Here is a 25,863-nt window from a genome sequence, read left to right as displayed (position 1 = left end):
ATCATGATTTCGCCGCAGGCCTGCGTTTACGCTTCAGTTTCACCGACGTGATATCAAGAACCTGACTCTCCACCCAGCCATCCTCCAGGCGGGTGGTCATTATTTCGCCTGTTTTCACCTGCTTAACCTGCTTCAGCACTGCGCCATCGGCAGTGCGGGTTACGCTATAACCGCGCGCCAGTGTTGAAAGTGGGCTGACGGCCTCAAGGTGGGTCACGGCGTTGCCGAAGCGTTCACGCGTGGCGCTGAGCTTTGCGCGCAACGTTTCCGCAAGGCGATATTCCAGCTGCTGGAGACGCGTCTGGGCGCGATGAATTCGCGGCTGTGGGCTTTGCTGATTCAGGCGTTGTACCAGACGTTGCTGTTGCGACGACGCACGTTTGAGTTGGTTCTCAAGGGCAAAACGCATCCGTTTTTGCAGACGCTCCAGCGCAGTTTGCTGGCGTGCCAGCCGTAGCTGAGGATGCTGCTGCTGTAAGCGGTGATGGATCTGGGTAAAACGGCGCGCGCGGTTGGCGAGATAATAATCCATCGCCATCTCCAGCCGTTGCTGTGCAGACTGCACCTGGCGTAGCAATTCCTGTTGATTGCGACTGACGATTTCCGCAGCTGCGGAGGGGGTTGGTGCCCGCAGATCGGCAACAAAATCAGCAATCGTGACGTCGGTTTCATGGCCAACGGCACTGACCACCGGAATCTGGCTGGCAAATATGGCCCGCGCAACGCGTTCGTCGTTGAAACTCCATAAATCTTCCAGCGAACCGCCGCCGCGCCCGACAATTAACACATCACACTCGTTGCGCACGTTCGCCAGTTCAATGGCGCGAACGATTTGCCCCGGTGCATCATCGCCCTGTACGGCTGTCGGGTAAATGATCACCGGCAACGACGGATCGCGACGTTTCAGAACATGGAGAATATCGTGCAGCGCTGCGCCGGTTTTAGAGGTAATCACCCCTACGCAGTGTGCGGGGGAGGGGAGTGATTTCTTTCGCTGTTGATCGAAAAGACCTTCAGCCTGCAGCGCTGCTTTTAACTGTTCATATTTCTGCTGAAGTAACCCTTCACCCGCGGGCTGCATGCTTTCGACGATAATTTGATAGTCGCCGCGCGGTTCATAGAGCGTAATATTGGCGCGAACCAGAACCTGCTGCCCGTGCTGTGGGCGAAAGGTGACGCGGCGGTTGCTGTTGCGAAACATCGCGCAGCGGACCTGGGCTGTGTCGTCTTTTAGCGTGAAGTACCAGTGACCGGAAGAGGGTTGGGTAAAATTTGAGATCTCGCCGCTGATCCAGACCTGCCCCATTTCTTGTTCAAGCAGCAAACGAACCGTCTGATTGAGGCGGCTAACAGTGAAGATTGAGGAGGTTTGAGCGGATAACATGTGAGCGGGATCAAATTCTAAATCAGCAGGTTATTCAGTCGATAGTAACCCGCCTACACAGGAGCGCAAGTATTATTTGCAAAAAAGTGTGGAAGCAATCGGTTCCGCTCTGTATAATGCCACGGCAATATTTAACCACCCCCAGGTCAGAGATATTGCCCATGCTACGTATTGCTAAAGAAGCTTTGACGTTTGACGACGTCCTCCTCGTTCCCGCTCATTCTACCGTTCTGCCGAATACTGCCGATCTCAGCACGCAGTTAACGAAAACCATTCGCCTGAACATCCCTATGCTCTCTGCAGCAATGGACACCGTGACGGAAGCGCGTCTGGCGATTGCCCTGGCGCAGGAAGGCGGCATCGGTTTTATCCACAAGAACATGTCTATTGAGCGCCAGGCCGAAGAAGTTCGCCGTGTGAAAAAACATGAGTCCGGTGTCGTGACCGACCCACAGACTGTCCTGCCTACCACCACGTTGCGTGAAGTCAAAGAGCTGACCGAACGTAATGGTTTTGCCGGTTACCCGGTCGTCACTGAAGACAACGAACTGGTCGGCATTATCACAGGTCGTGATGTCCGTTTTGTGACGGACCTGAACCAGCCGGTGAGCGTGTACATGACGCCGAAAGAGCGTCTGGTGACTGTTCGTGAAGGCGAAGCCCGTGACGTTGTGTTAGCGAAAATGCACGAAAAACGCGTTGAAAAAGCCCTGGTGGTTGATGGTGGTTTCCATCTGCGCGGCATGATTACCGTAAAAGACTTCCAGAAAGCGGAACGTAAACCGAATTCCTGTAAAGACGAGCATGGTCGCTTGCGCGTTGGCGCGGCAGTTGGCGCGGGCGCGGGCAATGAAGAGCGCGTTGATGCGCTGGTGGCTGCCGGTGTTGATGTGCTGCTGATCGACTCCTCTCACGGTCATTCTGAAGGTGTTCTGCAGCGTATTCGTGAAACCCGCGCAAAATACCCGGATCTGCAAATCATCGGCGGTAACGTGGCGACAGGCGCTGGCGCACGTGCGTTGGCTGACGCTGGCGTGAGCGCAGTGAAAGTCGGTATCGGTCCTGGTTCAATCTGTACGACACGTATTGTTACCGGCGTCGGGGTTCCGCAAATCACCGCAGTATCAGACGCGGTTGAAGCGCTGGAAGGTACCGGCATTCCGGTTATCGCTGACGGCGGTATCCGTTTCTCCGGCGATATCGCGAAAGCGATCGCAGCAGGCGCGGCTGCCGTGATGGTAGGTTCCATGCTGGCAGGTACCGAAGAATCTCCGGGCGAAATCGAACTGTACCAGGGCCGTTCTTACAAATCTTACCGTGGTATGGGGTCTCTTGGCGCGATGTCCAAAGGTTCCTCTGATCGTTATTTCCAGAGCGATAACGCTGCTGACAAACTGGTGCCGGAAGGTATCGAAGGTCGCGTTGCCTATAAAGGCCGCCTGAAAGAGATCATTCACCAGCAGATGGGCGGCCTGCGCTCCTGTATGGGACTGACCGGTTGTGGTACCATCGACGAGTTGCGTACCAAAGCAGAGTTTGTACGCATCAGCGGTGCGGGCATTCAGGAAAGTCACGTTCACGATGTGACGATCACCAAAGAGTCCCCGAACTACCGTCTGGGCTCCTGATTTTCTTCGCCCGACCTTGTGTCGGGCGATTTATTTAATCTGTTTCACTTGCCTCGGAATTAGCGTCAATGACGGAAAACATTCATAAACATCGCATTCTCATCCTGGATTTCGGTTCTCAGTACACTCAGCTGGTTGCGCGTCGCGTGCGTGAACTTGGCGTTTACTGCGAACTGTGGGCGTGGGATGTTACGGAAGCACAAATTCGCGAATTCAATCCAAGCGGCATCATCCTTTCCGGCGGTCCGGAAAGTACTACTGAAGACAATAGCCCACGCGCACCGCAGTATGTGTTTGAAGCGGGTGTTCCGGTCTTCGGCGTTTGTTATGGCATGCAAACCATGGCAATGCAGTTGGGCGGTCATGTTGAAAGCTCTAACGAACGTGAGTTCGGTTACGCGCAAGTTGAAGTCAAAACCGACAGTGCGCTGATTCGCGGTATCGAAGACTCCCTGACCGCTGATGGCAAACCGCTTCTGGACGTGTGGATGAGCCACGGCGACAAAGTGACTGCGATTCCGGCTGACTTTGTCACGGTTGCCAGCACCGAAACCTGTCCGTTTGCGATTATGGCCAACGAAGAAAAACGCTTCTACGGTGTGCAATTCCACCCGGAAGTGACTCACACTCGCCGGGGCCTGCGTATGCTGGAGCGCTTTGTGCGTGATATTTGCCAGTGTGAAGCACTGTGGACCCCGGCGAAAATTATCGACGACGCTGTTGCCCGTATCCGCGAGCAAGTGGGTGACGATAAAGTGATCCTCGGTCTTTCCGGCGGTGTTGACTCCTCTGTCACAGCAATGCTGCTGCATCGTGCTATTGGCAAAAACCTGACCTGCGTTTTCGTAGACAACGGCTTGCTGCGTCTTAACGAAGCCCAGCAGGTGATGGACATGTTTGGCGATCACTTCGGCCTGAACATCGTTCATGTGGAAGGCGAAAAACGCTTCCTCGATGCGCTGGCGGGTGAAAACGATCCGGAAGCGAAACGTAAAATTATCGGCCGCGTCTTTGTTGAAGTTTTCGACGAAGAAGCGCTGAAACTGGAAGACGTGAAATGGCTGGCCCAGGGTACCATCTACCCGGACGTCATCGAGTCAGCGGCGTCCGCTACCGGTAAAGCGCACGTCATCAAATCTCACCACAACGTGGGCGGCCTGCCGAAAGAGATGAAGATGGGGCTGGTTGAACCGCTGCGTGAGCTGTTCAAAGATGAAGTGCGTAAAATCGGTCTGGAACTGGGCCTGCCGTACGACATGCTCTATCGTCACCCATTCCCGGGGCCGGGTCTTGGCGTTCGCGTGCTGGGCGAAGTGAAGAAAGAGTACTGCGACCTGCTGCGTCGTGCAGATGCTATCTTTATCGAAGAGCTGCATAAAGCTGACCTGTACAACAAAGTGAGCCAGGCGTTCACCGTCTTCCTGCCGGTTCGTTCTGTGGGTGTGATGGGCGATGGCCGTAAGTACGATTGGGTTGTTTCCCTGCGTGCTGTCGAAACTATCGACTTCATGACTGCGCACTGGGCTCACCTGCCGTATGACTTCCTGGGTCGCGTCTCCAACCGTATCATCAACGAAGTGAACGGCATCTCCCGTGTGGTGTATGACATCAGCGGCAAGCCGCCAGCGACTATTGAGTGGGAATGATGTACAGCTAGTTCATAGCGAGTCATTTCTATTCAATTACGCAATCAACCCTCTGTTTTTACAGAGGGTTTTTTTATGCATGTTATAAATCCCCATGTGGTGAAATGTATTAATAAATGTATTTTAATAATCTTAAATTAAGTGGCGATGTTTAAATAATTAATATTTGGCGATGGAAGTAGTCTATCAGTAACATTGTGGTTGATGTTTTATGGGGGGTTTTAACTTTATTATTGGAGTTTTTTATAATCATAAATTAAGTGAATTATTTAAACTCTCTGGCTTTGAGTAAAACACCATTATATGGTTAAGTATATAACGAGTTGTGTTTTTCAGATGCAGATAGTGATATTTAAAAGGTGTCAGAATTTTATTCTTAATAATACTTTTTGCTTTGGTATATAATCCTGCGATGGGGTCTTAATTTGCTATTTTTAGTTGTTTTTTAGTTTGAATCCCTTTCTATATATGAACTTGAGACTCCCTTCATAGTTTCCTCTTTGTCTGTTTTTTCTTCCTTTTTATTTGATAAATATCAACAAGTCGTCTGTGGTGACTATTTAATGTCTACCTATAAAAAGGTATTTGTGGCTTCCAGGATATACGATGAAAAAAATAAATAGAATGGTTATATGGATGGTGCTTCTGGGGGCCATTCTTGGTGTTTTTGTGATTTTGGCCGCGCAATGGACATTGCATAAAACATCCAGTACGGAATTTTGTTTGTCGTGTCATACGATGCAGGCTCCTTATGAGGAATATCTGGGGTCCAAACATTTTCAGAACCAAAAAGGAATCCGTGCGGAGTGCGCAGATTGTCATATTCCGCAAGGCGGCGCGGATTACCTGTTCGCGAAACTGCGTGCTTCAAAAGATATCTATTACCAGTTCATTAGCAAAAAGATCGATACCCCCGAAAAATTTGAAGACCATCGTCTGGAAATGGCACAAACGGTATGGGCAGAGCTCAAAGCTAATGACTCAGCGACCTGTCGCAGTTGTCACAGCATGGATGCCATGGATCTCGAAGCGCAAAGTGCGGATGCCCGAAAGATGCATGAAATGGGCGCTAAGGAAAAACAAACCTGTATCGACTGCCACAAAGGGGTCGCCCACTTCCCTCCAGAAATAAAAATGGACGATACCGCGTTACAAGGGCTTGAAGCACAGGCGGCCACAACGCCCGCATCAACGAAAGAACTCTATGTTGTCAGTTCCGGCGCACTTGGCGATCTGGCGACGCTTTATCCGGCGACGCAACTGCATGTGCTGAAAACCACGGGAACCTCGCGTCATGTTGAAGTTCGCGGCAGTCAGATGCAGGGCAGTGAACAGGTCATTTATTACGCGGCAGGTCAGCGACTTGTCCTTGCCAGTCTGAGTGAAAAAGGTCAGAAGGCGCTAAACGTGCTCTCTGACTGGAAGAAAGATGAGTATGGCAATGCGTGGCGGGATGTTGCGCTACAAGGGGACTGGAGTGCTTCAGCTCTGGCCAGTCGTGAACCGATGTGGGATTACGCTCGCAAACTCGACAATGTGTATTGCGCAGGTTGCCATGCGCCGATCCCCGCGAAGCACTTTACCCTGAATGCCTGGCCTTCAGTGGCAAAAGGGATGGGAGCACGAACCAACATCAGTGAAAACGAGCTGGATATTCTGAGCCGTTATTTCCAGTACAACGCAAAAGACATGAATAAATAAGCGACAACATCAGGAGAAATCATGAAACTCACAAGACGTGACTTTATCAAAACGGCTGGCGCGGCAACCGGGACTATGGCGATTTCTTCAATGATCCCGATGCCCGCCTGGGCAGCTGGCTCGGGGGGCGGTGCTGTTCTGACGGCGGCGCGCTGGGGGGCTGTTTATGTTGAAGTCAAAGACGGGAAGGTTGTCTCTTCGAAAGGGGCATTACAAAAAACGATTCCTAATTCATTGCAACAGACTGCCCCTGACCAGGTTCATACCAGCGCGCGTATAAAATATCCGATGGTGCGTAAAAGCTATCTGGAAAATCCAGGAAAGGCAGATGGTAAACGGGGCAGCGATCCTTTTGTCCGTGTGAGTTGGGAGCAGGCGCTTAAACTTATTCATGAGCAGCACAGCCGGATCCGTAGTAGCTATGGCCCTGCCTCGGTATTTGCGGGGTCTTATGGCTGGCGTTCCAGCGGTGTGTTGCATAAAGCACAAACCCTGTTGCAGCGTTATATGAGTATGGCGGGAGGGTATGCAGGCCATACCGGTGATTATTCTACCGGTGCGGCGCAAGTGATCCTGCCTTATGTCGTCGGATCGGTGGAAGTCTACGAACAGCAGACAACGTGGCCGATGGTTCTTGAGCACAGTCAGGTGGTGGTGTTGTGGGGGATGAACCCGCTCAACACATTAAAAATTGCCTGGAGTAGTACTGACGAACAGGGACTTGAATACTTTAATTTGCTGAAAAAATCCGGGAAGAGCGTGATTGCTATCGATCCCATGCGTTCTGAAACCATTGAATTCTTTGGTGATAATGCGACATGGATTGCACCGCACATGGGGACGGATGTTGCGATGATGCTGGGCATTGCGCACACGCTGGTGAAAAAGGGTCTGCATGATAAGGCCTTCCTGGAGAAATACACGACCGGTTATCCACAGTTTGAAGAGTACCTGCTGGGTAAAAGTGATAAAACAGAGAAAAGCGCAGAGTGGGCTGCAGGCGTATGCGGTGTGCCTGCAGAGCAAATCGAGAAACTGGCGGAAATCTTCTCCGGCAATAAGACGATGCTCATGGCGGGTTGGGGCATTCAGCGTCAGCAGTATGGCGAGCAAAAACACTGGATGCTGGTGACATTGGCTGCCATGTTGGGGCAAATCGGTACGGAAGGTGGGGGTTTTGGTTTCTCCTATCATTATTCTAATGGTGGTAATCCGACGCGTACCGGGGGGGTGTTGCCTGCAATTTCAGCGCAGATTGAAGGAGGCTCCTCTGCGGGCAATGACTGGGCTGTCTCTGACGCTGTGACGAGTTTTCCAGTCGCGAGAATTGTTGAAGCGCTCGAAAATCCGGGTGGAAAGTATCAGCATAATGGGAAAGAACAAACCTTCCCGGAGATCAAAATGATCTGGTGGGCAGGTGGTGGGAACTTTACACATCACCAGGATACGAACCGCTTAATTAAAGCGTGGCAGAAACCGGAGCTGGTGGTCATTTCTGAGTGTTACTGGACTGCGGCTGCCAAACATGCCGATATTGTTCTGCCGATTACCACATCGTTTGAACGCAACGATCTCACAATGACCGGGGATTACAGTAACCAACATCTGGTGCCGATGAAGCAGGTTATTGAGCCGCAGTTTGAGGCGCGCAATGACTTTGACGTGTTTGCCGATCTGGCGGAGATGCTTAAAGCGGGCGGTAAAGCGGTCTATACCGAAGGCAAAGATGAAATGGCGTGGCTGAAGCAATTCTATGATGCCGCGCAAAAGGCCGCGCGTACGCAGCGTGTGGCGATGCCTCAGTTCAATGCTTTCTGGCAACAGAATAAATTGATCGAGATGCGTGAGAACGAGAAGAACAACAAGTATGTTCGCTACGCTGAGTTCCGCAGTGACCCGGTGATGAATGCGCTTGGCACGCCAAGCGGAAAGATTGAACTCTACTCGAAAACGATCGAAGGATATCACTACAAAGATTGCCCGCCGCATGCTTCATGGATCGAGCCAGATGAGTGGAAAGGCACAGCGGATAAGGATCAACTGCAGTTGCTGACCGCACATCCGGCGCATCGTCTGCACAGTCAGTTGAATTACGCTTCACTGCGTAAAGAGTACGCTATTGCCAATCGTGAGCCAGTGACAATTCACCCGGAGGATGCGAAGGCTCGCGGAATTTCCGATGGTGATTTGGTCCGGGTATGGAACGGCCGTGGGCAAGTGCTGGTAGGTGCGCGCGTCAGTGATGGAATTAAACCCGGGATTATCTGCATTCATGAAGGGGCCTGGCCGGATCTGGAGAATGGGATCTGTAAAAATGGCGGCGCTAACGTACTTACCGCTGATATTCCGACATCCCGACTGGCGAACGGCTGCGCGGGTAATACATCACTGGTCTACGCAGAAAAGTTTACCGGCGAAGCGCCAAAACTGACTGCGTTTGATGAGCCTGCGATTGTCACCCTATAAAACGGTTCACGGGGTGTTTGTCTGAACAAAACGGGAGTCTGCGTACTCCCGTTTTTGCGGCCTAATGCCAGGGTTAAATAAAAATATATTGTATTACAACGGCATGGGGAATTTTTAGTCGCAAACAGATTATGACTGGGATGGCGTTTCAGTTATCAGAGTTGATTGTTGTGATACTTTTTTATCCTGATGATGATGCCAGGCGCCAATGGAAGAGTAGACGAAGCGTCCAAAAAAGAAGAGAAAACTGATAAGCAGTACGATACGGGTCATGCGAGTGTTAAATCGATGTCGTTTTCGCATACTGGTAGCCTGACTCACAAAAGGTTCCTTAGGGTGGGCCCAACACGTGGGCGATACTGACATTAAGGCACACTGTGACGAGATGGTCAATTCTTCATTATGTAAAATTACGTCAGTCAATTCATCCTTTAATGTTATGAGAAATAAATTTAATATTTAAATAAATAATAACTTAATGATAAAACAGCAGAAATAAAGCAATAATTAATTAGTGATAAGTAAGTTATTTGACATAAGTCAAATGTTACACGCTGACGATAACTAAAATCTATGCTCCACAATTGTGATGAGTTTTTCATCATTGTTTTGACGTCAGGTGGGATGCCTGTCTGAATAAAACCTTCAGGAAACGAAGGTTCTGCTGAGCATCTATGGACCTTAAAAAATTATATATTCGTATCAGAGATAAATGGTGGGCACTGCCTCTCATCTTGCCTTCTTTGTTATTACCCTTATTGAGCAATACCAATACCTTTGCAAGTACAGCTACAGGTAATGTCGTACTGTTTTATCTGCCTCTGGCATTAATGTTAAGCCTGATGCTATTTTTCGGGTGGGCGGCATTACCCGGAATTGCAATTGCTATTTTCTGGTATAAATTTTCGCAAGTAGGATGGTACGAGACGCTGCCCGTTATCATTCACTTTGTGGTAACGGTTGTGCTCAGTTGGGGGGGGTATCACGTGTTCGCCCCGCGGCGTGGGCAAGTCTATCATGGCGATGTCCGATTAGTCTTTCAGCGTATGTTTTGGCAGGTATTTTTCCCGGCATCACTTTTTTTAGTCATATTTCAATTTGCAGCCTTTGTTGGAATGTATGACAGCAAACCCCATCTGATGGGGGTCATGCCTTTCAATATCAATGCATTGATTGATTATCAGGCGCTATTGGTCGGAAATCTTGTGGGGGTTCCGCTGTGCTATTTAATCATTCGTATTATCCGAAATCCTTGTTATGTATATAGTTATTTTTCGCAGCTTAAACTACAAATAGATTCGAAAGTAACGAAAAAAGAAATAGCTATCTGGCTGATTGTATTGAGTATGCTGATGGTTTTGTTATGCATGCCTTTAAATGAAGATAGCTCAATCCTTAGCACAAACTATACGTTGTCACTCCTGTTGCCCGTTATGTTATGGGGGGCAATGCGCTACGGTTATAAATTTATTTCGCCGTTATGGGCGATACTACTCATAGTATCGATAAATTATTATCACCGTTATATGCCGTTGTATTCCGGATACGATAACCAACTGGCTATTACTTCTTCGAGCTATCTGGTTTTTTCGTTTATTGTGAATTATATGGCGATACTGGCGACGCGCCAGAGGATTGTAAGTAGCCGTGCCCGACGCCTCGCTTATCTTGATCCTGTTGTGCACCTTCCCAATTTACGCGCTCTGAATCGGGCTCTCAAAAACGCACCCTGGTCTGCACTCTGTTATTTACGTGTGCCAGGAATGGAATTACTCATTAAAAATTATGGGATTATGTTGCGCATTCAATACAAGCAACAGTTATCCCACTGGATCTCCCCCTTGTTGGCGCAAAATGAGCATGTGTTTCAGTTGTCCGGCAATGATTTGGTGCTGCGGCTGAACACCGAATCCCACCAGCAACGGATAGAGGCGCTGGATATCCATATAAAACAATTTCGATTTGCATGGGATGGAATGCAAGTGCAGCCGCAGGTTGGGGTCAGTTACTGCTATGTCCGTTCTCCTGTTAACCATATCTATCTGTTATTAGGTGAATTAAGTACAGTTGCCGAACTTTCGATTGTGACAAATACGCCAGAGAATCTGCAGCGTCGTGGCGCCATGAATCTGCAGCGCGGACTGAAAGACAAAGTGGCGATGATGAATCTTTTGCAGCGGGCGCTTGAGTACGATCGCTTCTGCCTGATGGCTCAACCCATTCAGGGCGTTCGCGGTGATGTCTATCATGAAATTCTGCTGCGGCTGAAAGATCAGAACGGCGGGATGATTAATCCCGATATTTTTCTCCCTGTCGCCCATGAGTTTGGTTTGTCTTCCAGTATCGATCTTTGGGTTATTGAACATACATTGCAATTTATGGCGGTGAATCGTGAAAAAATGCCTGCCCAGCGTTTTGCCATCAATCTGTCACCTACATCAATGTGTCGTGCCCGATTCCCCATTGAGGTGAATAAGCTGCTGAGTCGTTATCAGGTCGAAGCCTGGCAACTGATATTTGAGGTGACGGAGAGTAATGTGCTCGTCGATGCCGAGCATGCGCAAGCAACCCTGTCGCAACTACAGCAACTGGGTTGCCAGATTGCCATTGATGATTTTGGCACCGGGTACGCCAGCTATGCGCGCCTGAAAAACGTGAACGCGAATATTCTCAAAATCGACGGCAGTTTTATTCGTAATATCGTCTCGAACAGTCTCGACTATCAGATTGTGGCTTCCATTTGCCATCTGGCGCGCATGAAAAAGATGTCGGTGGTGGCAGAGCACGTGGAAAGTGAAGAGATACGTAACGCGGTGAGCTCGCTGGGTATCGATTATCTGCAGGGGTATCTGATAGGGGAGCCGCAGCGACTGGAAGACACGTTGAGAAACAGGCGCCAGACTCTGGCGCCTGAATGAGGATCATGCTGCAATTTCGGGCGAGCTTTCTTCTTCAATGGTCAGACGCCAGCCGGTGACGGTTTCCCAGTATTGCTGCTCTCTTTCCAGATCGAGCAAAACCAGCGCGTTCTGGCTGAACCAGTCGTGCGGGAAACGTAAAATCCAGTGGCTGTCGTGGGTTATCAGCGTTAGCGTGGGCGGTGTAGTCGTGGCCTGACGCTGATTGTTCAACAGGACGCCGAGGCGCAATAGCTGGATGAGCGGCAGAAACTGCTTCTTCTTAAACAGTGTAAACCGAGGCAAATCATCCAGTTTTACGGCCTTACGATGGTAACGCACTAATGTCGCCATCATCATTTGCTGTTCCTGGTTAAAACCGGGCAGATCGCTGTGTTGAAGAATATAGGCGGAATGACGGTGCAGACCACTATGGTTGATGTTCAGCCCGACTTCATGCAGCATCGCCGCCCATTTCAATAAAGCTTCCAGTTGCGGGTTCGCCAGTTTTGGTTGCTGCGACTGCCACTGTTCATACATGTGCATCGTGGTGTCCAGCACCCGTCTTGCCTGCTCGCTGTCGATATTGTACTGGTTCGCCAGGCTGCTGGCGGTTCGGCTGCGCACGTCCTGATGACGGAATCGTCCTTCCATTTCATACAAGACACCTTCACGCAACGCGCCATCGGAAAGTCGCAGTTCACGGATGGCCAATGCGTCAAAAACACCGCACAGTATCGCCAGACCCGGGACAAAAACGACTTTGCGTTCTTCCGAAAGACCTGGAAGACTGAGCGCGTCGAATGAGCGGTGTTTGAGCACTTCGTTTTTCAGTTTATCCAGACGTTCAGGCGTAATAACACCCTCTTTCTCGCCCATTTCCAGCAGCACTTCGTGTGCCGCTTTGATGGTGCCGGAAGCGCCCAGCGCAACGTTCCACCCCTGAATACGGAACTGCCAGGTCAACGTTTCCAGCTTTTGCGCTGCGGCCATCCGCGCACGCTGGAAGTTCTCCGGGTTAATTACACCGTCCCGAAAATAGATCTGCGCGAAGCTGACGCAACCCATACGACGGCTTTCAACCAGCTTCGGCTCGAAGTTTTCGCCAATGACCAGTTCTGTTGAGCCGCCACCGATATCGATCACCAGTTTGCGACCTTTTTCCGGCTGCGTATGTTCCACCCCCATGAAAATCAGACGGGCTTCTTCATTACCGGAAATGATTTCAATCGGATAGGGGATGACCTTTTCCGCACGCTTTAGAAAATCAGTGGCATTCAGCGCCTGACGTAACGTATGCGTACCGACAATACAGACGCTCGATGGCGCGAAACCCTGCAGGCGTTCAGCAAACAGGGATAAACAGCTTAAGCCGCGTTCCATCGCTTCTTCACTCAGCCTGCCGTCCTCACCGAGGCCATCGGCAAGGTGTACACGCTGTTTCAGCCGACCGATAATTTGCATCGCGCCATCCACAACGCGCGCGATGACCATATGGAAACTGTTTGAACCGAGGTCGACCGCAGCAAATTCCTGCGGTCGGGGTGTCCTGTCATGTATTGGCATAGCGTTAGTCTGGTTGCTCAAGTGATTTGATGTAGTCATAGATCGCCAATTGTGACTGCACTTTACGGCGATTTCCGCGCGGTACGTAGCGATTACTCAGTTCTTTATCGATATAACGCGCTTTAACCGTATCGCTGAACAGAATGTCTATAATATCAAGGACCCGCTGTTTGAGGCGAGGGTCAAGCAACGGCGTAGCAACCTCAATACGATAATCAATATTGCGCGTCATCCAGTCGGCGGAAGAGAGATACACCCGCTTATCGCCGCCATTCTCGAAAATATAGACCCGGTCGTGCTCAAGGTAGCGATCCACGATGCTGATCACCCGAATATTGTCGCTGATGCCTTCCAGATTTGGGAGCAGTGAACACATACCGCGGATCAGCAGGTTAATTTGCACGCCGGAACCGGAGGCGGCATACAGCCGGTCAACCAACCCTTTATCGACCAGGTTATTGAGCTTCAGTGTGATGCCCGATGGTAAACCCTGTTGCGCATTAGCAATTTCCCGGTCGATCATCTCGTAGAGCAGACGACGAGAGTTTTGCGGCGAAACCAGCAGGTAATCGAATGTCACCGGACGATAGGGGTTCTCAATAAAATTGAACACCCGACGCACTTCGTTGGTGATCCGCGCATCAGCGGTCAGTAACGAATAGTCGGTATACAGACGTGCTGTTTTTTCGTTGAAGTTCCCGGTACCGATGTGCGCGTAACGCACCACATCGTCGCCTTCTTTACGCGAGATAAGGAACAGCTTGGCGTGAATTTTCAGCCCCGGCGCAGAGAAGATCACATGGACGCCAGCCTCGGTCAGCCGTTTAGCCCAGTGAATATTGGCTTCCTCATCGAAACGGGCCTGCAATTCCACGACCACGGTGACTTTCTTGCCGTTATGGGCGGCGTGAATCATTGCGTCAATAATGCGCGAATCTTTCGCCACGCGATAAATATTAATTTTTATCGCCAGCACGTTCGGATCAAAAGAGGCCTGACGCAGCAGTTCCAGTACATGCTCAAAGGTATGGTAGGGATAATAGAGCAGTACATCGCGCTCACGAATGGCGTCAAAGCCATTGCGGAATTTTTCTTTATCGAACCAGATATGGCGCTGTCGCGGTAACGGTTTGTAGACCAGATTGGCTTTGCCCACATTGGGGAAATTAATAAAGTCTTTGAAGTTATGGTAACGCCCGCCGGGAACAATCGAGTCATAACGGGAAATGGTCAGTTTTTCGCGCAGCACTTCCACCAGCGCATTGGGCATATCACGTTGATAGACAAAGCGAACCGGCTCTGCCGTCAGACGTTGCTTCAGGCTGGAAGACATCAACTCCATCAGGCTGGATTCCATTTCGTGCACCAAATCGTATTCGGCATCACGGGTCATCTTCATGGAATACGCATTGAGGGCATCGTAATCAAAGAACCCTTTGAAGATATCATCGAGGCAATAACGCAGAATGTTATCAAGCAAAATCATCGGCTTGCGACGGCGCGGTGCTTCCGGTGGCAGATTCACAAAACGCGGAACCTTGTCGGAAGGAATTTCCAGTAGCGCGTAGCGGATGGTATCTCCGCGAATAATCTCCACCGCCAGATAGGTGTAATCGTCCTTGAGAAACTGAACTAAGTCTGTCTCCCGGTTGATCAAAATCGGCGTAATGTGTTGGCGAAGATAGTGTTTAAAGTAGTGGCGCAACCAGTCTTGCTGGTTTACCGACAGTTGGCGTTCGTTAATCAGGAAAATTTGATTCCGCGCCATCTCCAGCAGTAACTCGTTGTACAGGCCGTCAAATTCTTGATCGGCTTTCAATACGCGGGACTGGATTTTGCCTAACAGGTGACGAGAATGAGAATTTGAACCCTGTTCTTCACTAATAATGATGCGACGCTTTAATTCGGCAAAGCGGACTTTGTAGAATTCGTCAAGGTTATTGGAATAGATGCCTAAAAAACGCATCCGTTCAATCAGCGGGTTTGATTTATCCGCTGCTTCCTGGAGTACGCGTTCATTGAACGCTAACCAGCTCAGTTCTTTCTCAATGTATAGCTTTTCCTGACCCATTACAACTTTTACTCCGTTTCAATCACGGGACACTGCCTGGTTATTATGGCGAGCATTTCTGTCAGATGTCCAACTGCGCCAGAAGAGTATGACAATAAACCGTCTGTTGCATGTGAGCAACCAACGCATTTTTGCGAAAAGGATGGGGTGACAACCAAGAGAGACAAGAACCGTTCCCCGCCAGTGTTGGCTAACGGGGAACAGAGAGACGTTACTCGTCTGATGCGTGTCCCTGGGGAGAGAGTTTGATGCCATCAAGCCATGCTGCGTTTTCGCGCATAGCAAGACGTCCATCAACAAACCAGCTAACCACTAACGGGTAAATTGCATGCTCCTGCGCCTGAACGCGCGCGGTGATGTCATCTTCGCTATCACCCTCAAAAACCGGAATTTTAGCCTGGAGGATCACCGGGCCGCCATCCAGTTCATCAGTGACAAAATGAACAGACGTGCCGTGCTCTTCATCGCCGTTTTCCAGCGCCTGACGATGCGTATGCAGGCCTGGGTACTTCGGCAGCAGAGAAGGGTGAATGTTGAGCAAACGACCTTCGTAGTGCGCGACAAACGCCGGACTGAGAATTCGCATATAGCCGGCCAGTACCACTACATCGGGGGCATAAGCATCCATTTCCCGCATCAGTTCACGATCGAACGCTTCACGGTTGGCATATTGACTGGCGGCCAGCGCATGTGCCGGAATTCCTGCTTCCCGGGCACGTTCAAGGCCGAACGCGTCGGCCTTGTTGCTGAATACTGCCCTGAGGGTGCCTTTAATTTTCTGCTCTTTGCAGGCGTCGATAATTGCCTGCAAATTGCTTCCGTTACCGGAAATAAGCACCACAATGTTCATCATTCAATAACCACACGCTGTTCGGAATCAGAGGCTTTGATGACACCGATTCGCCACGCATTTTCACCCTTTGCCTTCAGCAAAGTGAGTGCGTTATTGACTTCCGCTTCCGGCAAGGCAATCACCATCCCAACGCCGCAGTTGAAGGTGCGGTACATTTCATGCTGGCTGACGTTGCCTGCGGTTTTCAGCCACTCAAAGACGGCCGGCCACTGCCAGGACGATTCATCAATCACTGCCTGTGTGTTGTCGGGCAGCACGCGTGGGATATTCTCCCAGAAACCGCCGCCTGTCAGGTGCGCGATAGCGTGTACATCAACCTGTTCAATCAGTTCCAGAATTGACTTCACATAGATACGCGTTGGTGCCAGTAAATGGTCGGCTAACGGTCTGCCTTCGAGTTCTGTCGTTTCAGGGTCGCAACCGCTGACCTCAATGATTTTACGCACCAGAGAGTAACCGTTGGAGTGCGGGCCGCTGGAACCCAGCGCTATCAGCACATCGCCATCCGCCACTTTCGAGCCGTCGATAATTTCTGATTTTTCGACCACGCCAACGCAGAACCCGGCCACGTCGTAATCTTCACCGTGATACATCCCCGGCATTTCAGCGGTTTCACCGCCAACCAACGCGCAACCAGATTGCAGACAACCCTCGGCAATACCGCCTATCACACTGGAGGCCGTGTCGACATCCAGTTTGCCGGTGGCATAGTAATCGAGGAAAAACAGCGGCTCTGCACCCTGAACCACCAGATCGTTGACGCACATCGCCACGAGATCGATACCAATCGTGTCGTGACGTTTTAAATCCATTGCCAGACGCAGTTTTGTCCCTACGCCATCAGTGCCGGAAACCAGTACAGGCTCACGATATTTTTGCGGCAATGCGCACAGCGCGCCGAAGCCACCCAGACCGCCCATCACTTCAGGACGACGGGTTTTCTTCACTACGCCTTTGATTCGATCAACCAGAGCATTGCCCGCGTCAATATCAACACCGGCATCTTTATAGCTAAGAGAGGTTTTATCGGTCACTGCTTGGGTCCCCACGCGTTTACTTGCGGTGAAAATTAAATTCGGCGCAATTCTAACAGGGAAAGCAAACGTTTGCGAGCCTGCTTTGCATCGACATATAACTGCTGATTTTTTCAGCATTACACCCTCGGAATTCTGGTTATTTGAACTGTGCCACGAAAATGAACCCGGTTTCATTCTCGTGCTTGAAACTCGTCTGATAAATGCACAGTATCGTTATGAAACCGGTTTCTGTGAGTGTGGCCTGTGACTGCGGCCAGCCAATTGCGATTAATGAGGGAATGATATGTCTGGATTTAAAGCGAATTTCATGTGGGGAGGCGCAGTGGCGGCTCACCAGTTAGAAGGCGGCTGGCAGGAAGGGGGAAAGGGCGTCAGCGTGGCGGATGTCATGACCGCAGGAGCGCATGGTATTCCCAGAGAGATAACCCCCGGCGTCATTCCCGGTAAGAATTACCCCAATCACGAAGCCATCGATTTCTATCATCGCTACAAAGACGACATCTCGCTGTTTGCTGAGATGGGATTTACATGTTTTCGCACCTCTATCGCCTGGACGCGTATTTTTCCGTTGGGCGACGAATCCCAGCCGAATGAAGCGGGTCTGCAGTTTTATGACGATCTCTTTGACGAATGTCTGAAACACGGTATTGAACCCGTCATTACGTTGTCGCATTTCGAGATGCCGTATCACCTGGTGACGGAGTACGGCGGCTGGCGCAACCGTAAACTCATCGACTTCTTCGTTCGCTTTGCGCAGGTGGTTTTCAAACGCTACCAGCACAAAGTGAAATACTGGATGACGTTCAATGAGATCAACAATCAGGCCAACTTCCACGAAGACTTTGCGCCCTTTACCAACTCTGGCCTGAAATACCAGCCGGGTGAAGACCGCGAGCCCGTGATGTTCCAGGCGGCGCATTACGAACTGGTGGCCAGTGCGCTGGCGGTGAAAGCAGGGCGTGACATTAATCCGTCACTGAAAATCGGCTGCATGATCGCCATGTGCCCAATCTATCCGCTGACCTGCGCGCCAAACGACATGATGATGGCGATGAACGCCATGCATCGCCGTTACTGGTTCACCGATGTACATGTGCGCGGGAAATATCCGCAGCATCTGCTGAACTACTTCGCGCGCCGTGGTTTTACGCTGGATATCACCGAAGATGATAAGCAGGCGCTGACGCAGGGCTGCGTCGACTATATCGGTTTCAGCTACTATATGTCGTTCGCCACCAAAGCGACGGCGGATAACCCGCAACTGAACTACGACGAAAGTACCTGTCTGGTCTCTAATCCGTATGTGCAGAAGTCCGACTGGGGTTGGCAGATTGACCCGGTGGGGCTGCGTTATTCGCTGAACTGGTTCTGGGATCACTATCAGCTACCGCTATTTATCGTCGAAAACGGCTTTGGCGCGATTGATGTCCAACAGGCCGATGGCTCTGTAGACGATCAATACCGTATTGATTATATGGCCGCGCATATCCGTGAAATGAAAAAAGCGGTGGTGGAAGATGGCGTCGATCTCATGGGGTACACCCCGTGGGGCTGCATTGATTTAGTTTCTGCGGGGACGGGTGAGATGAAGAAACGTTACGGTTTTATCTATGTTGATAAAAATAATGACGGTAGCGGGACATTAGCACGTCATCCCAAAAAATCATTTGCCTGGTATCAGCAAGTGATTGCATCTAACGGTGAAAAACTGTAATCCGCGCAGATAGCGGCCAGCCCTGGTTGGCCGCTCCCTCTTTTCGTTTTCCATGCTGAGTGCAGACTGACGCTGAGAAAAGTGTTTGTCGAATATTTGTTCTATTCACGATAACCCCTCCTATGCTTGATCAACATCAAGTAAAAAAATGTTGCCCACTAAAAGAATGGCGGTATAATCCGTCGATTTTTTTTGTGGCTGCCCTATTGAAAGGAGAAAGAGAATGAAGATTGTGGAAGTGAAACACCCACTCGTCAAACACAAGCTGGGCCTGATGCGCGAGCACGACATCAGCACTAAACGCTTCCGTGAACTCGCCTCCGAAGTTGGTAGCCTGCTGACTTATGAAGCCACTGCGGGTCTGGAGACGGAAAAAGTCACTATCGAAGGCTGGAACGGCCCGGTAGAAATTGACCAGATCAAAGGCAAGAAAATTACCGTTGTGCCGATCCTGCGCGCAGGCCTGGGTATGATGGACGGCGTACTGGAAAACGTGCCGAGCGCGCGTATCAGCGTCGTGGGCATGTATCGTGACGAAGAGACGCTGGAGCCGGTACCGTACTTCCAGAAGCTGGTTTCCAACATCGACGAGCGTATGGCGCTGATCGTTGACCCGATGCTGGCAACCGGTGGTTCTGTTATCGCCACCATCGACCTGCTGAAGAAAGCCGGTTGCTCCAGCATCAAGGTGTTGGTCCTGGTTGCGGCACCGGAAGGTATCGCGGCGCTGGAAAAAGCGCACCCGGACATTGAGCTGTACACGGCGTCAATTGACCAGGGACTCAACGAGCACGGATACATTATTCCGGGCCTCGGCGATGCCGGCGATAAGATCTTTGGTACGAAGTAAACGAAAAAATAAAAAGAGCCGACTTTTAGAGTCGGCTTTTTTTTGAATAAAACATCAATAACATACAACACTCAGAGGAAAACACTATGACGCGCCGTGCTATCGGGGTGAGTGAAAGACCGCCGCTTTTACAGACGATCCCGCTTAGTTTGCAGCACTTGTTCGCCATGTTTGGCGCAACCGTGCTGGTGCCAGTCTTGTTTCATATTAACCCAGCCACTGTTCTGCTGTTTAACGGCATTGGCACCTTACTGTACCTCTTTATTTGTAAAGGCAAGATTCCTGCCTATTTAGGTTCAAGCTTTGCCTTTATCTCTCCGGTTCTGCTGTTGCTGCCTCTGGGATATGAAGTCGCATTAGGCGGCTTTATTATGTGCGGCGTACTGTTCTGCCTGGTGTCATTTATTGTGAAGAAAGCGGGGACCGGCTGGCTGGATGTGATGTTCCCACCAGCGGCGATGGGTGCCATTGTTGCCGTCATCGGTCTGGAGCTGGCGGGTGTCGCTGCAGGGATGGCGGGATTACTGCCTGCCGAAGGCCAAACGCCGGACTCGAAAACTATCATCATTTCTATGGTTACCCTGGCGGTAACGGTATTCGGTTCTGTGTTGTTCCGTGGCTTTATGGCGATCATCCCGATTCTGATTGGCGTGCTGGCGGGTTATGCGCTGTCGTTTGCGATGGGGGTTGTGGATACCACGCCGATTGCGCAGGCACACTGGTTTGCGCTACCGACCTTTTATACCCCGCGTTTTGAGTGGTTTGCCATTCTGACTATTCTGCCCGCGGCGCTGGTGGTGATTGCCGAACACGTGGGTCACCTGGTGGTCACGGCGAATATCGTGAAGAAAGATTTGATCCGCGATCCGGGTTTGCACCGCTCAATGTTTGCCAACGGTCTGTCGACCGTCATCTCCGGGTTCTTTGGCTCCACGCCAAACACCACCTACGGTGAGAACATCGGCGTAATGGCGATTACACGTGTGTACAGTACCTGGGTTATTGGCGGCGCAGCCATTATTGCGATTCTGCTTTCCTGCGTGGGTAAACTGGCGGCCGCCATTCAGATTATCCCACTACCAGTAATGGGCGGCGTGTCGCTGTTGTTGTACGGGGTGATCGGCGCATCGGGTATCCGCGTATTGATTGAATCAAAAGTCGATTACAACAAAGCACAAAACCTGATCCTGACTTCGGTCATTCTGATCATCGGGGTCAGTGGCGCGAAGGTGCACATTGGCGCGGCAGAGCTGAAAGGTATGGCGCTGGCCACCATTGTCGGGATTGGCCTGAGCCTGATTTTCAAAGTGATTTCGCTGTTACGTCCGGAAGAAGTCGTACTGGATGCGCAGGATGCGGATCGTCCTCAGCACTAAATCTCTGTCCGGGCAGCGATGCTGCCCGGTTCTATCGCGACGGAATTCTGTGGTAAACTCACTGCGATTTTGTGAAATCCTGGGTTGAGGTATCTCTGAACACACCGGCACAGCTCTCTCTGCCACTTTATCTTCCTGACGATGAAACGTTTGCAAGTTTCTGGCCGGGGGATAACGCCTCTTTACTGGCCGCGCTGCAAAACGTGCTACGTCAGGAACATAGCGGATATATTTATCTCTGGTCGCGCGAAGGTGCGGGCAGAAGCCATCTGCTGCATGCTGCGTGCGCTGAGTTGTCGCAACGTGGTGATGCGGTCGGTTACGTCCCGCTGGATAAACGCACCTGGTTTGTGCCCGAAGTTCTCGACGGAATGGAACATTTGTCGCTGGTGTGTATTGATAATATTGAATGCGTTGCGGGGGATGAGCTGTGGGAGATGGCGATCTTCGATCTCTACAACCGTATCCTGGAGTCGGGGAAAACCCGTTTGTTGATAACCGGCGATCGCCCTCCGCGTCAGTTAAATCTCGGTCTGCCAGACCTGGCCTCTCGTCTGGACTGGGGGCAAATCTATAAACTTCAGCCTCTCTCAGATGAAGATAAACTGCAGGCTCTACAACTGCGGGCGAGATTGCGGGGATTTGAACTGCCGGAAGATGTGGGGCGTTTCCTGTTAAAACGACTGGACAGAGAAATGCGCACACTCTTTGATACGCTGGATCAGCTCGATCATGCCTCCATTACCGCGCAGCGTAAGCTCACGATCCCGTTCGTAAAAGAGATCCTCAAGTTGTAATCTTGCCGGGCGGCGACTCCGCCTTACCCGGCGAATCATAGACTCACGCCCGACGCATATCTTCCAGAAGATGTTCTACCAGCAGGGGAATCGGTCTGCCTGACGCAACGCTCTTCCCATTTTCCCGCCATAGTGCCGTACCGCTAATATCCAGATGCGCCCACGGAATTGTTGGCGGGCAAAAGTGATGTAGCAACCAGGCGGCGGAAGCGCTGATCGCTGCGTTATTGCCGGGCGTATTGCACAGATCGGCTATGGCGCTTTCGGTCTGTTTTTTCAACCGCGCATCAAGCGGTAGCGACCAGACTTCGTCCCCGCACTGTTTTCCGGCTAGGTTTAGCGCCTGACGTAAGGGCTCATCCTGAGTCATGAGTCCGTTCAGTTCATAGCCCAGCGCCTTGACTACCGCGCCGGTTAAGGTCGCCATATCAATAATATAATGCGCGTCGGGATGTCGCTGGCTGGCCCAGGCAATCGCGTCTGCCAGGACCAGTCTTCCTTCTGCATCCGTATTATTGATTTCCACCGTCAGACCGTTACAGGCGCGCGCCACGCTACCCGGCTGCATGGCATCTGGGCCGATGGCGTTTTCAGCCAGCGCCAGCACGCCCATGATGCGAACCGGTAAATTTAACTCCGCAATGGTCAGCAGCAATCCCAGCACATTGGCTGCGCCGCACATGTCGTACTTCATGGTGTACATACCCGCGCCGTCTTTCAGCCACAGGCCGCCGGTATCAAACGTAATGCCTTTGCCCACATAGCAGCGTACCGGGCCTTCGGCGATGCCATTGTAGTGAATGGCAAGCAAACGAGGCGGGCAGCTTGCGCCTTTTCCTACCGCATACAGCAAGCCCAAATGTTGCTCAACAATCTGTTTTTCATCAAGTATTTCGCAGTGAAGGGCTGGGAACGCAGAACACAGCTTTTGTGCTTCTTCAACCACAAACTGCGGCGTGCAGCGGTCTGACGGAATATCAGCCAGTCGGCGCGCTGCAAGCATGCCATTGGCAATCGCCTGTTGTTGACGAAATAGCCTCTCTACCCTTTTTTGCTGCGCGGGCAGACAGAGCGCGTCTATGTGACAAATTCGCAGTGCCGCACTTTCTGCCTTTTTGAGCTGTAAATCGCTGAGTCGGTGCGCCTGATTGAACAAAAAACGCAATAACTGCATCAGGACGGTGTCATTGATGTCTGTAGCATCAATGACCACACGGGAACTGACTGGTGCAGCCAGTAACGGGCGTAACGCGCTCAGCAAACTTTCGGTCAGCGGATCGTGCCAAAACGCTTCGGGGAGTAGCGTAATACGCGCGAACGGCGCGCAACCGAAACAGGTATCAGCCGTTTTATCCTGCTGGCGCATCTCGTTAATCAGCGGGGTATCGGGTAGCAGCGAGCAGGATGCGCGTGCAATAAGATGACTTTCCGGTTGCGTCTCGGTGAGTGAGTGAATTAACTGATAGGTAATCATTATTCTTCCTCTATCGGGGCACGAATTCGCGCTGCGTAGGTCTGCATCCATTCTTCGTCGACAGGCAGATAATGCGTCTTTTCGCGTTGGCGCTCGGCGCGATAAACTGTAAGCGGATGGTGGGCGGAGGCCACCGTAAATGAAAAGGTTTTGATATTGGTGGCGGCGCCAAACTCACCGTGGTTGTTCATACAGACAACAGACAGATCGCCCACGCGGCCAAAGCGCGACATCAGTTTGTCTTCGAGTTCGAACACCACGGAATCGGCGGCTTGTTGCGGCGTCATCCCCTGCGCCATGCGGCGTACAATTTCATAACTGGTGCAACCTTTCATCAGATCTTCGCCGACGCCAGTCGCGGTCGCCGCACCTGTTTCGCTGTCGCAATAGAAACCGGAACCCATGATGGGCGAGTCTCCAATACGTCCGCGTTTTTTCATAAACAGGCCGCTGGTGGAGGTCGCGACGCTCATTGAGCCGTGCTTATCAAGCCCGATAATGCCGACGGTATCGTGACCGTCATAGGGACTCAGACCTTTGTCCAGCGTTTCGCGACAGCGCTTTCGATAATGTTGCATCGCGCGGTCAGTAAGCATTTTTTTGCTCGCGAATCCCTGATTCAACGCCCACTCGCGAGCGCCCTGACCCACCAGCAAATTGTTATAGCGCTGACGGCTTAATGCGTGAGCCACCCGCACCGGGTTGGCGATATCGATCAGATTACCCACTGCGCCAAACGCCAGTGTGTCGCCATCCATAAAGGCAGCGTCCAGTTCGACATCGCCATTTTCGGTGGGCAAACCCCCGTAGCCGACGGATTTATAAAACGGGAAGTCTTCAACGGCGGCAACGGCGTCGACGACAGCAGAGGCCGCACGTTTCCCCGCGGCCAGCGCAGACGCAGACTCCGTGACGCCTTCAAGCGCCATCCGCCAGGTGGCGATAATTCCCCACATCGTTTACTCCTGTTTAGCCAACGTGGCATCGGTTTGCGTAATAGAGACGATTTCTGCGGCGCGGTATTGCTTGTCCAGAATGCGCAGGAAAGGCAAATACAGCATGGCACCAATCAGCAGATTGATAATTTGCATGATGCTACCGCTGATATGCCCGGTAACGATAAAGCCGCTGATGACCGGCGGCAGCGTCCAGGGGATAAACACCCCGGTCGTCACTGCCACCATGCCGATTTTCATGGCCGCGTACTGGATAGTCACCAGCACCAGTGGTACCAGATTGAATGGAATCAACATAATCGGGTTCATGATAACCGGCAGGCCAAACAGAATCGGTTCATTGATATTGAACAGTGATGCGCCCGCGCCCAGCCGGGCCACTTCCCGCATGTTTTTGCTACGGGCGAAAATCAACATGGCGATAACCAGCGACAGCGTCGCGCCTGCGCCGCCCATCCAGATCATGTCAAAAAACTGTTCGGTGATAATGTGCGGCGGGGTGATGCCCGCCTGAATCGCTGCGATGTTATCGGTCTGGTTTTCCATCCATGATGGACGAATGATACCGTTGACCATCGAACCGGAGTTAATCCCCACTGACCACAAAATGGTGATGCTAAATACCGTCAGCAGCGCGCCAATGTAAGAGGTGCCAAAGTGGCGTACCGGGGTGGCGACGACTTCGTAAATAAACTGATGAATTGTCTGGTAATGGGTGTTCTGGAAGAGAATACGAATAGCGAGCACCAGAATCATTACCAGCAACGCCGGAATCAGCGCGGCGAAGGACTCCTGCACGGCTGGCGGCACGCCATCGGGCATTTTGATCACCAGCTTTTTACGCTTCAGCCAGCAGAACAACTCTGTCCAGAGCAGTGAGCCAATCATCGCCACGAACAGCCCTTTGCTGCCGATCCACTCAACCGGCATCACCGTAATACCGCCGTTTTCAGCGACTTTCATAAATGGAGTCAGGATAAGAAAACTGACCAGCGACAGAATTCCGCAGGAGAGGCGGTCATCATCATAATATTCTGCCAGTCGAAAGCCGACCAGAAAGCAGATAAACAGCGACATAGTCGAGAAAACGGCATTAAACGGGATCTCAACGATGTTGCCCCAGTTTTCGCCAAAGGTACTGGACATGAAGTGCTGATAGCCCTCATTGGGAAACGATGAGATCACCAGCAGGATAGAACCGACGATAATAAAGGGCATGAACGAAACGTATGCGCCGCGAATTGCACCTAAATGACGCTGCTGCGCCGTTTTCGCTGCGATGGGCATCAGTTTCGCTTCAAGAAATCCCAGAACATTGTTCATTGTGAACTCCGTACAAGATCAGGTGACGTGATGTGTGATATGTCTGCGGATTATCAGTGAAGCAATGCGGCTGAAAGGTGAATCAGGTCACAATGTAATCGCTGCGTTATTATAAATCTCATAT

General features: G+C 51.2%; 18 protein-coding genes and 1 pseudogene. 10 read left to right on the top strand and 9 right to left on the bottom strand.

Features of this window, described 5'->3' with window-relative positions; translation table 11 throughout:
* Position 1 precedes the first annotated feature (1 nt).
* The gene (xseA, locus tag CJP72_RS01230; RefSeq protein WP_162379093.1) at positions 2–1,384 is read right to left on the bottom strand and encodes an exodeoxyribonuclease VII large subunit; all 1,383 of its coding nucleotides are present in this window, start codon (positions 1,382–1,384) and stop codon (positions 2–4) included.
* Positions 1,385–1,545: 161 nt separating this feature from the next.
* Between xseA and guaB the strand changes: the two genes are divergently transcribed.
* From guaB to CJP72_RS01210, 4 genes are all read left to right on the top strand, one after another.
* Positions 1,546–3,012 carry an IMP dehydrogenase gene (guaB, locus tag CJP72_RS01225; protein WP_162379092.1) on the top strand — a complete coding sequence of 489 codons (1,467 nt, stop codon included), beginning with the start codon at positions 1,546–1,548 and terminating at the stop codon, positions 3,010–3,012.
* Positions 3,013–3,080: 68 nt separating this feature from the next.
* Positions 3,081–4,658 (top strand): glutamine-hydrolyzing GMP synthase, encoded by a 1,578-nt coding sequence (gene guaA / locus CJP72_RS01220; protein ID WP_162379091.1) that lies wholly within the window; start codon positions 3,081–3,083, stop codon positions 4,656–4,658.
* Between the two features lie 606 nt (positions 4,659–5,264).
* Positions 5,265–6,359 (top strand): NapC/NirT family cytochrome c, encoded by a 1,095-nt coding sequence (locus CJP72_RS01215; protein ID WP_162379090.1) that lies wholly within the window; start codon positions 5,265–5,267, stop codon positions 6,357–6,359.
* Positions 6,360–6,380: 21 nt separating this feature from the next.
* Positions 6,381–8,825, top strand: a complete 2,445-nt coding sequence (locus tag CJP72_RS01210) for a trimethylamine-N-oxide reductase 2 (protein WP_162379089.1) — start codon at positions 6,381–6,383, stop codon at positions 8,823–8,825.
* Positions 8,826–8,954: 129 nt separating this feature from the next.
* Here CJP72_RS01210 and CJP72_RS01205 read toward each other — a convergent pair whose 3' ends face one another.
* Positions 8,955–9,146, bottom strand: coding sequence for a DUF2633 family protein (locus tag CJP72_RS01205; RefSeq protein ID WP_162379088.1), 192 nt, complete (start codon positions 9,144–9,146; stop codon positions 8,955–8,957).
* A 28-nt stretch (positions 9,147–9,174) separates the two neighbouring features.
* On the opposite strand from CJP72_RS01205, the pseudogene CJP72_RS25345 reads away from it, so the two are divergent.
* Together CJP72_RS25345 and CJP72_RS01200 are read left to right on the top strand one after the other, a co-directional pair.
* Positions 9,175–9,267 (top strand): annotated as a pseudogene (locus CJP72_RS25345) (hypothetical protein); the annotation flags it as partial.
* A 232-nt stretch (positions 9,268–9,499) separates the two neighbouring features.
* On the top strand, positions 9,500–11,743 hold the full coding sequence (locus CJP72_RS01200) for a bifunctional diguanylate cyclase/phosphodiesterase (protein WP_162379087.1): 2,244 nt from the start codon (positions 9,500–9,502) through the stop codon (positions 11,741–11,743).
* Positions 11,744–11,746: 3 nt separating this feature from the next.
* On the opposite strand, the gene ppx is transcribed toward CJP72_RS01200, so the two are convergent.
* From ppx to purM, 4 genes are all read right to left on the bottom strand, one after another.
* Positions 11,747–13,288: an exopolyphosphatase gene (gene ppx / locus CJP72_RS01195; RefSeq protein ID WP_162379086.1), complete on the bottom strand. Its 1,542-nt coding sequence runs from the start codon at positions 13,286–13,288 to the stop codon at positions 11,747–11,749.
* A 4-nt stretch (positions 13,289–13,292) separates the two neighbouring features.
* A complete protein-coding gene (gene ppk1 / locus CJP72_RS01190) occupies positions 13,293–15,359 on the bottom strand; it encodes a polyphosphate kinase 1 (protein ID WP_162379085.1) in 2,067 nt (688 codons plus the stop codon).
* A 211-nt stretch (positions 15,360–15,570) separates the two neighbouring features.
* A complete protein-coding gene (purN, locus tag CJP72_RS01185) occupies positions 15,571–16,212 on the bottom strand; it encodes a phosphoribosylglycinamide formyltransferase (protein WP_162379084.1) in 642 nt (213 codons plus the stop codon).
* Entirely contained in the window at positions 16,209–17,246 is a 1,038-nt protein-coding gene (gene purM, locus CJP72_RS01180; RefSeq protein WP_162379083.1) for a phosphoribosylformylglycinamidine cyclo-ligase, read from the bottom strand. The genes purN and purM overlap by 4 nt, the downstream gene beginning before the upstream one ends.
* A 286-nt stretch (positions 17,247–17,532) precedes the next feature.
* On the opposite strand from purM, the gene CJP72_RS01175 reads away from it, so the two are divergent.
* From CJP72_RS01175 to CJP72_RS01160, 4 genes are all read left to right on the top strand, one after another.
* Positions 17,533–18,963, top strand: a complete 1,431-nt coding sequence (locus CJP72_RS01175) for a 6-phospho-beta-glucosidase (RefSeq protein ID WP_162379082.1) — start codon at positions 17,533–17,535, stop codon at positions 18,961–18,963.
* A gap of 223 nt (positions 18,964–19,186) precedes the next feature.
* Complete coding sequence (upp, locus tag CJP72_RS01170) at positions 19,187–19,813, top strand: uracil phosphoribosyltransferase (protein WP_162379081.1); 627 nt, start codon at positions 19,187–19,189, stop codon at positions 19,811–19,813.
* Positions 19,814–19,899: 86 nt separating this feature from the next.
* Positions 19,900–21,189 carry a uracil permease gene (gene uraA / locus CJP72_RS01165; protein WP_162379080.1) on the top strand — a complete coding sequence of 430 codons (1,290 nt, stop codon included), beginning with the start codon at positions 19,900–19,902 and terminating at the stop codon, positions 21,187–21,189.
* A 95-nt stretch (positions 21,190–21,284) separates the two neighbouring features.
* Positions 21,285–21,986, top strand: a complete 702-nt coding sequence (locus CJP72_RS01160; RefSeq protein WP_193568552.1) for a DnaA inactivator Hda — start codon at positions 21,285–21,287, stop codon at positions 21,984–21,986.
* 43 nt (positions 21,987–22,029) lie between these two features.
* Here the strand turns inward: CJP72_RS01160 and CJP72_RS01155 are convergent, their stop codons facing one another.
* Genes CJP72_RS01155 through celB form a run of 3 tightly spaced genes read right to left on the bottom strand, consistent with a single transcriptional unit; the run spans position 22,030 to position 25,739 of the window.
* Positions 22,030–23,460, bottom strand: coding sequence for a leucyl aminopeptidase family protein (locus tag CJP72_RS01155; protein WP_162379078.1), 1,431 nt, complete (start codon positions 23,458–23,460; stop codon positions 22,030–22,032).
* The gene (locus CJP72_RS01150; protein ID WP_162379077.1) at positions 23,460–24,416 is read right to left on the bottom strand and encodes a N(4)-(beta-N-acetylglucosaminyl)-L-asparaginase; all 957 of its coding nucleotides are present in this window, start codon (positions 24,414–24,416) and stop codon (positions 23,460–23,462) included. Before CJP72_RS01150 ends, CJP72_RS01155 begins: the two co-directional genes overlap by 1 nt.
* Before the next feature lie 3 nt (positions 24,417–24,419).
* Positions 24,420–25,739, bottom strand: coding sequence for a PTS cellobiose transporter subunit IIC (celB, locus tag CJP72_RS01145; protein ID WP_162379076.1), 1,320 nt, complete (start codon positions 25,737–25,739; stop codon positions 24,420–24,422).
* Between the last annotated feature and the right edge of the window lie 124 nt (positions 25,740–25,863).

Source organism: Citrobacter sp. NCU1, from assembly GCF_010231475.1.
Lineage (GTDB): Bacteria > Pseudomonadota > Gammaproteobacteria > Enterobacterales > Enterobacteriaceae > Citrobacter_D.
Note: the sequence above shows the minus strand (reverse complement) of the source record. Positions and strands in the feature narration are given on the sequence as shown.

Excerpts from the sequence above, each read along its gene's own strand:
- xseA (WP_162379093.1), bottom strand. The coding sequence starts at position 1,384 with ATGTTATCCGCTCAAACCTCCTCAATCTTCACTGTTAGCCGCCTCAAT.
- CJP72_RS01200 (WP_162379087.1), top strand. The coding sequence starts at position 9,500 with ATGGACCTTAAAAAATTATATATTCGTATCAGAGATAAATGGTGGGCA.
- CJP72_RS01215 (WP_162379090.1), top strand. The coding sequence starts at position 5,265 with ATGAAAAAAATAAATAGAATGGTTATATGGATGGTGCTTCTGGGGGCC.
- upp (WP_162379081.1), top strand. The coding sequence starts at position 19,187 with ATGAAGATTGTGGAAGTGAAACACCCACTCGTCAAACACAAGCTGGGC.
- CJP72_RS01150 (WP_162379077.1), bottom strand. The coding sequence starts at position 24,416 with ATGTGGGGAATTATCGCCACCTGGCGGATGGCGCTTGAAGGCGTCACG.
- guaA (WP_162379091.1), top strand. The coding sequence starts at position 3,081 with ATGACGGAAAACATTCATAAACATCGCATTCTCATCCTGGATTTCGGT.
- CJP72_RS01210 (WP_162379089.1), top strand. The coding sequence starts at position 6,381 with ATGAAACTCACAAGACGTGACTTTATCAAAACGGCTGGCGCGGCAACC.
- ppk1 (WP_162379085.1), bottom strand. The coding sequence starts at position 15,359 with ATGGGTCAGGAAAAGCTATACATTGAGAAAGAACTGAGCTGGTTAGCG.
- CJP72_RS01175 (WP_162379082.1), top strand. The coding sequence starts at position 17,533 with ATGTCTGGATTTAAAGCGAATTTCATGTGGGGAGGCGCAGTGGCGGCT.
- ppx (WP_162379086.1), bottom strand. The coding sequence starts at position 13,288 with ATGCCAATACATGACAGGACACCCCGACCGCAGGAATTTGCTGCGGTC.
- celB (WP_162379076.1), bottom strand. The coding sequence starts at position 25,739 with ATGAACAATGTTCTGGGATTTCTTGAAGCGAAACTGATGCCCATCGCA.
- purN (WP_162379084.1), bottom strand. The coding sequence starts at position 16,212 with ATGATGAACATTGTGGTGCTTATTTCCGGTAACGGAAGCAATTTGCAG.
- CJP72_RS01155 (WP_162379078.1), bottom strand. The coding sequence starts at position 23,460 with ATGATTACCTATCAGTTAATTCACTCACTCACCGAGACGCAACCGGAA.
- uraA (WP_162379080.1), top strand. The coding sequence starts at position 19,900 with ATGACGCGCCGTGCTATCGGGGTGAGTGAAAGACCGCCGCTTTTACAG.
- guaB (WP_162379092.1), top strand. The coding sequence starts at position 1,546 with ATGCTACGTATTGCTAAAGAAGCTTTGACGTTTGACGACGTCCTCCTC.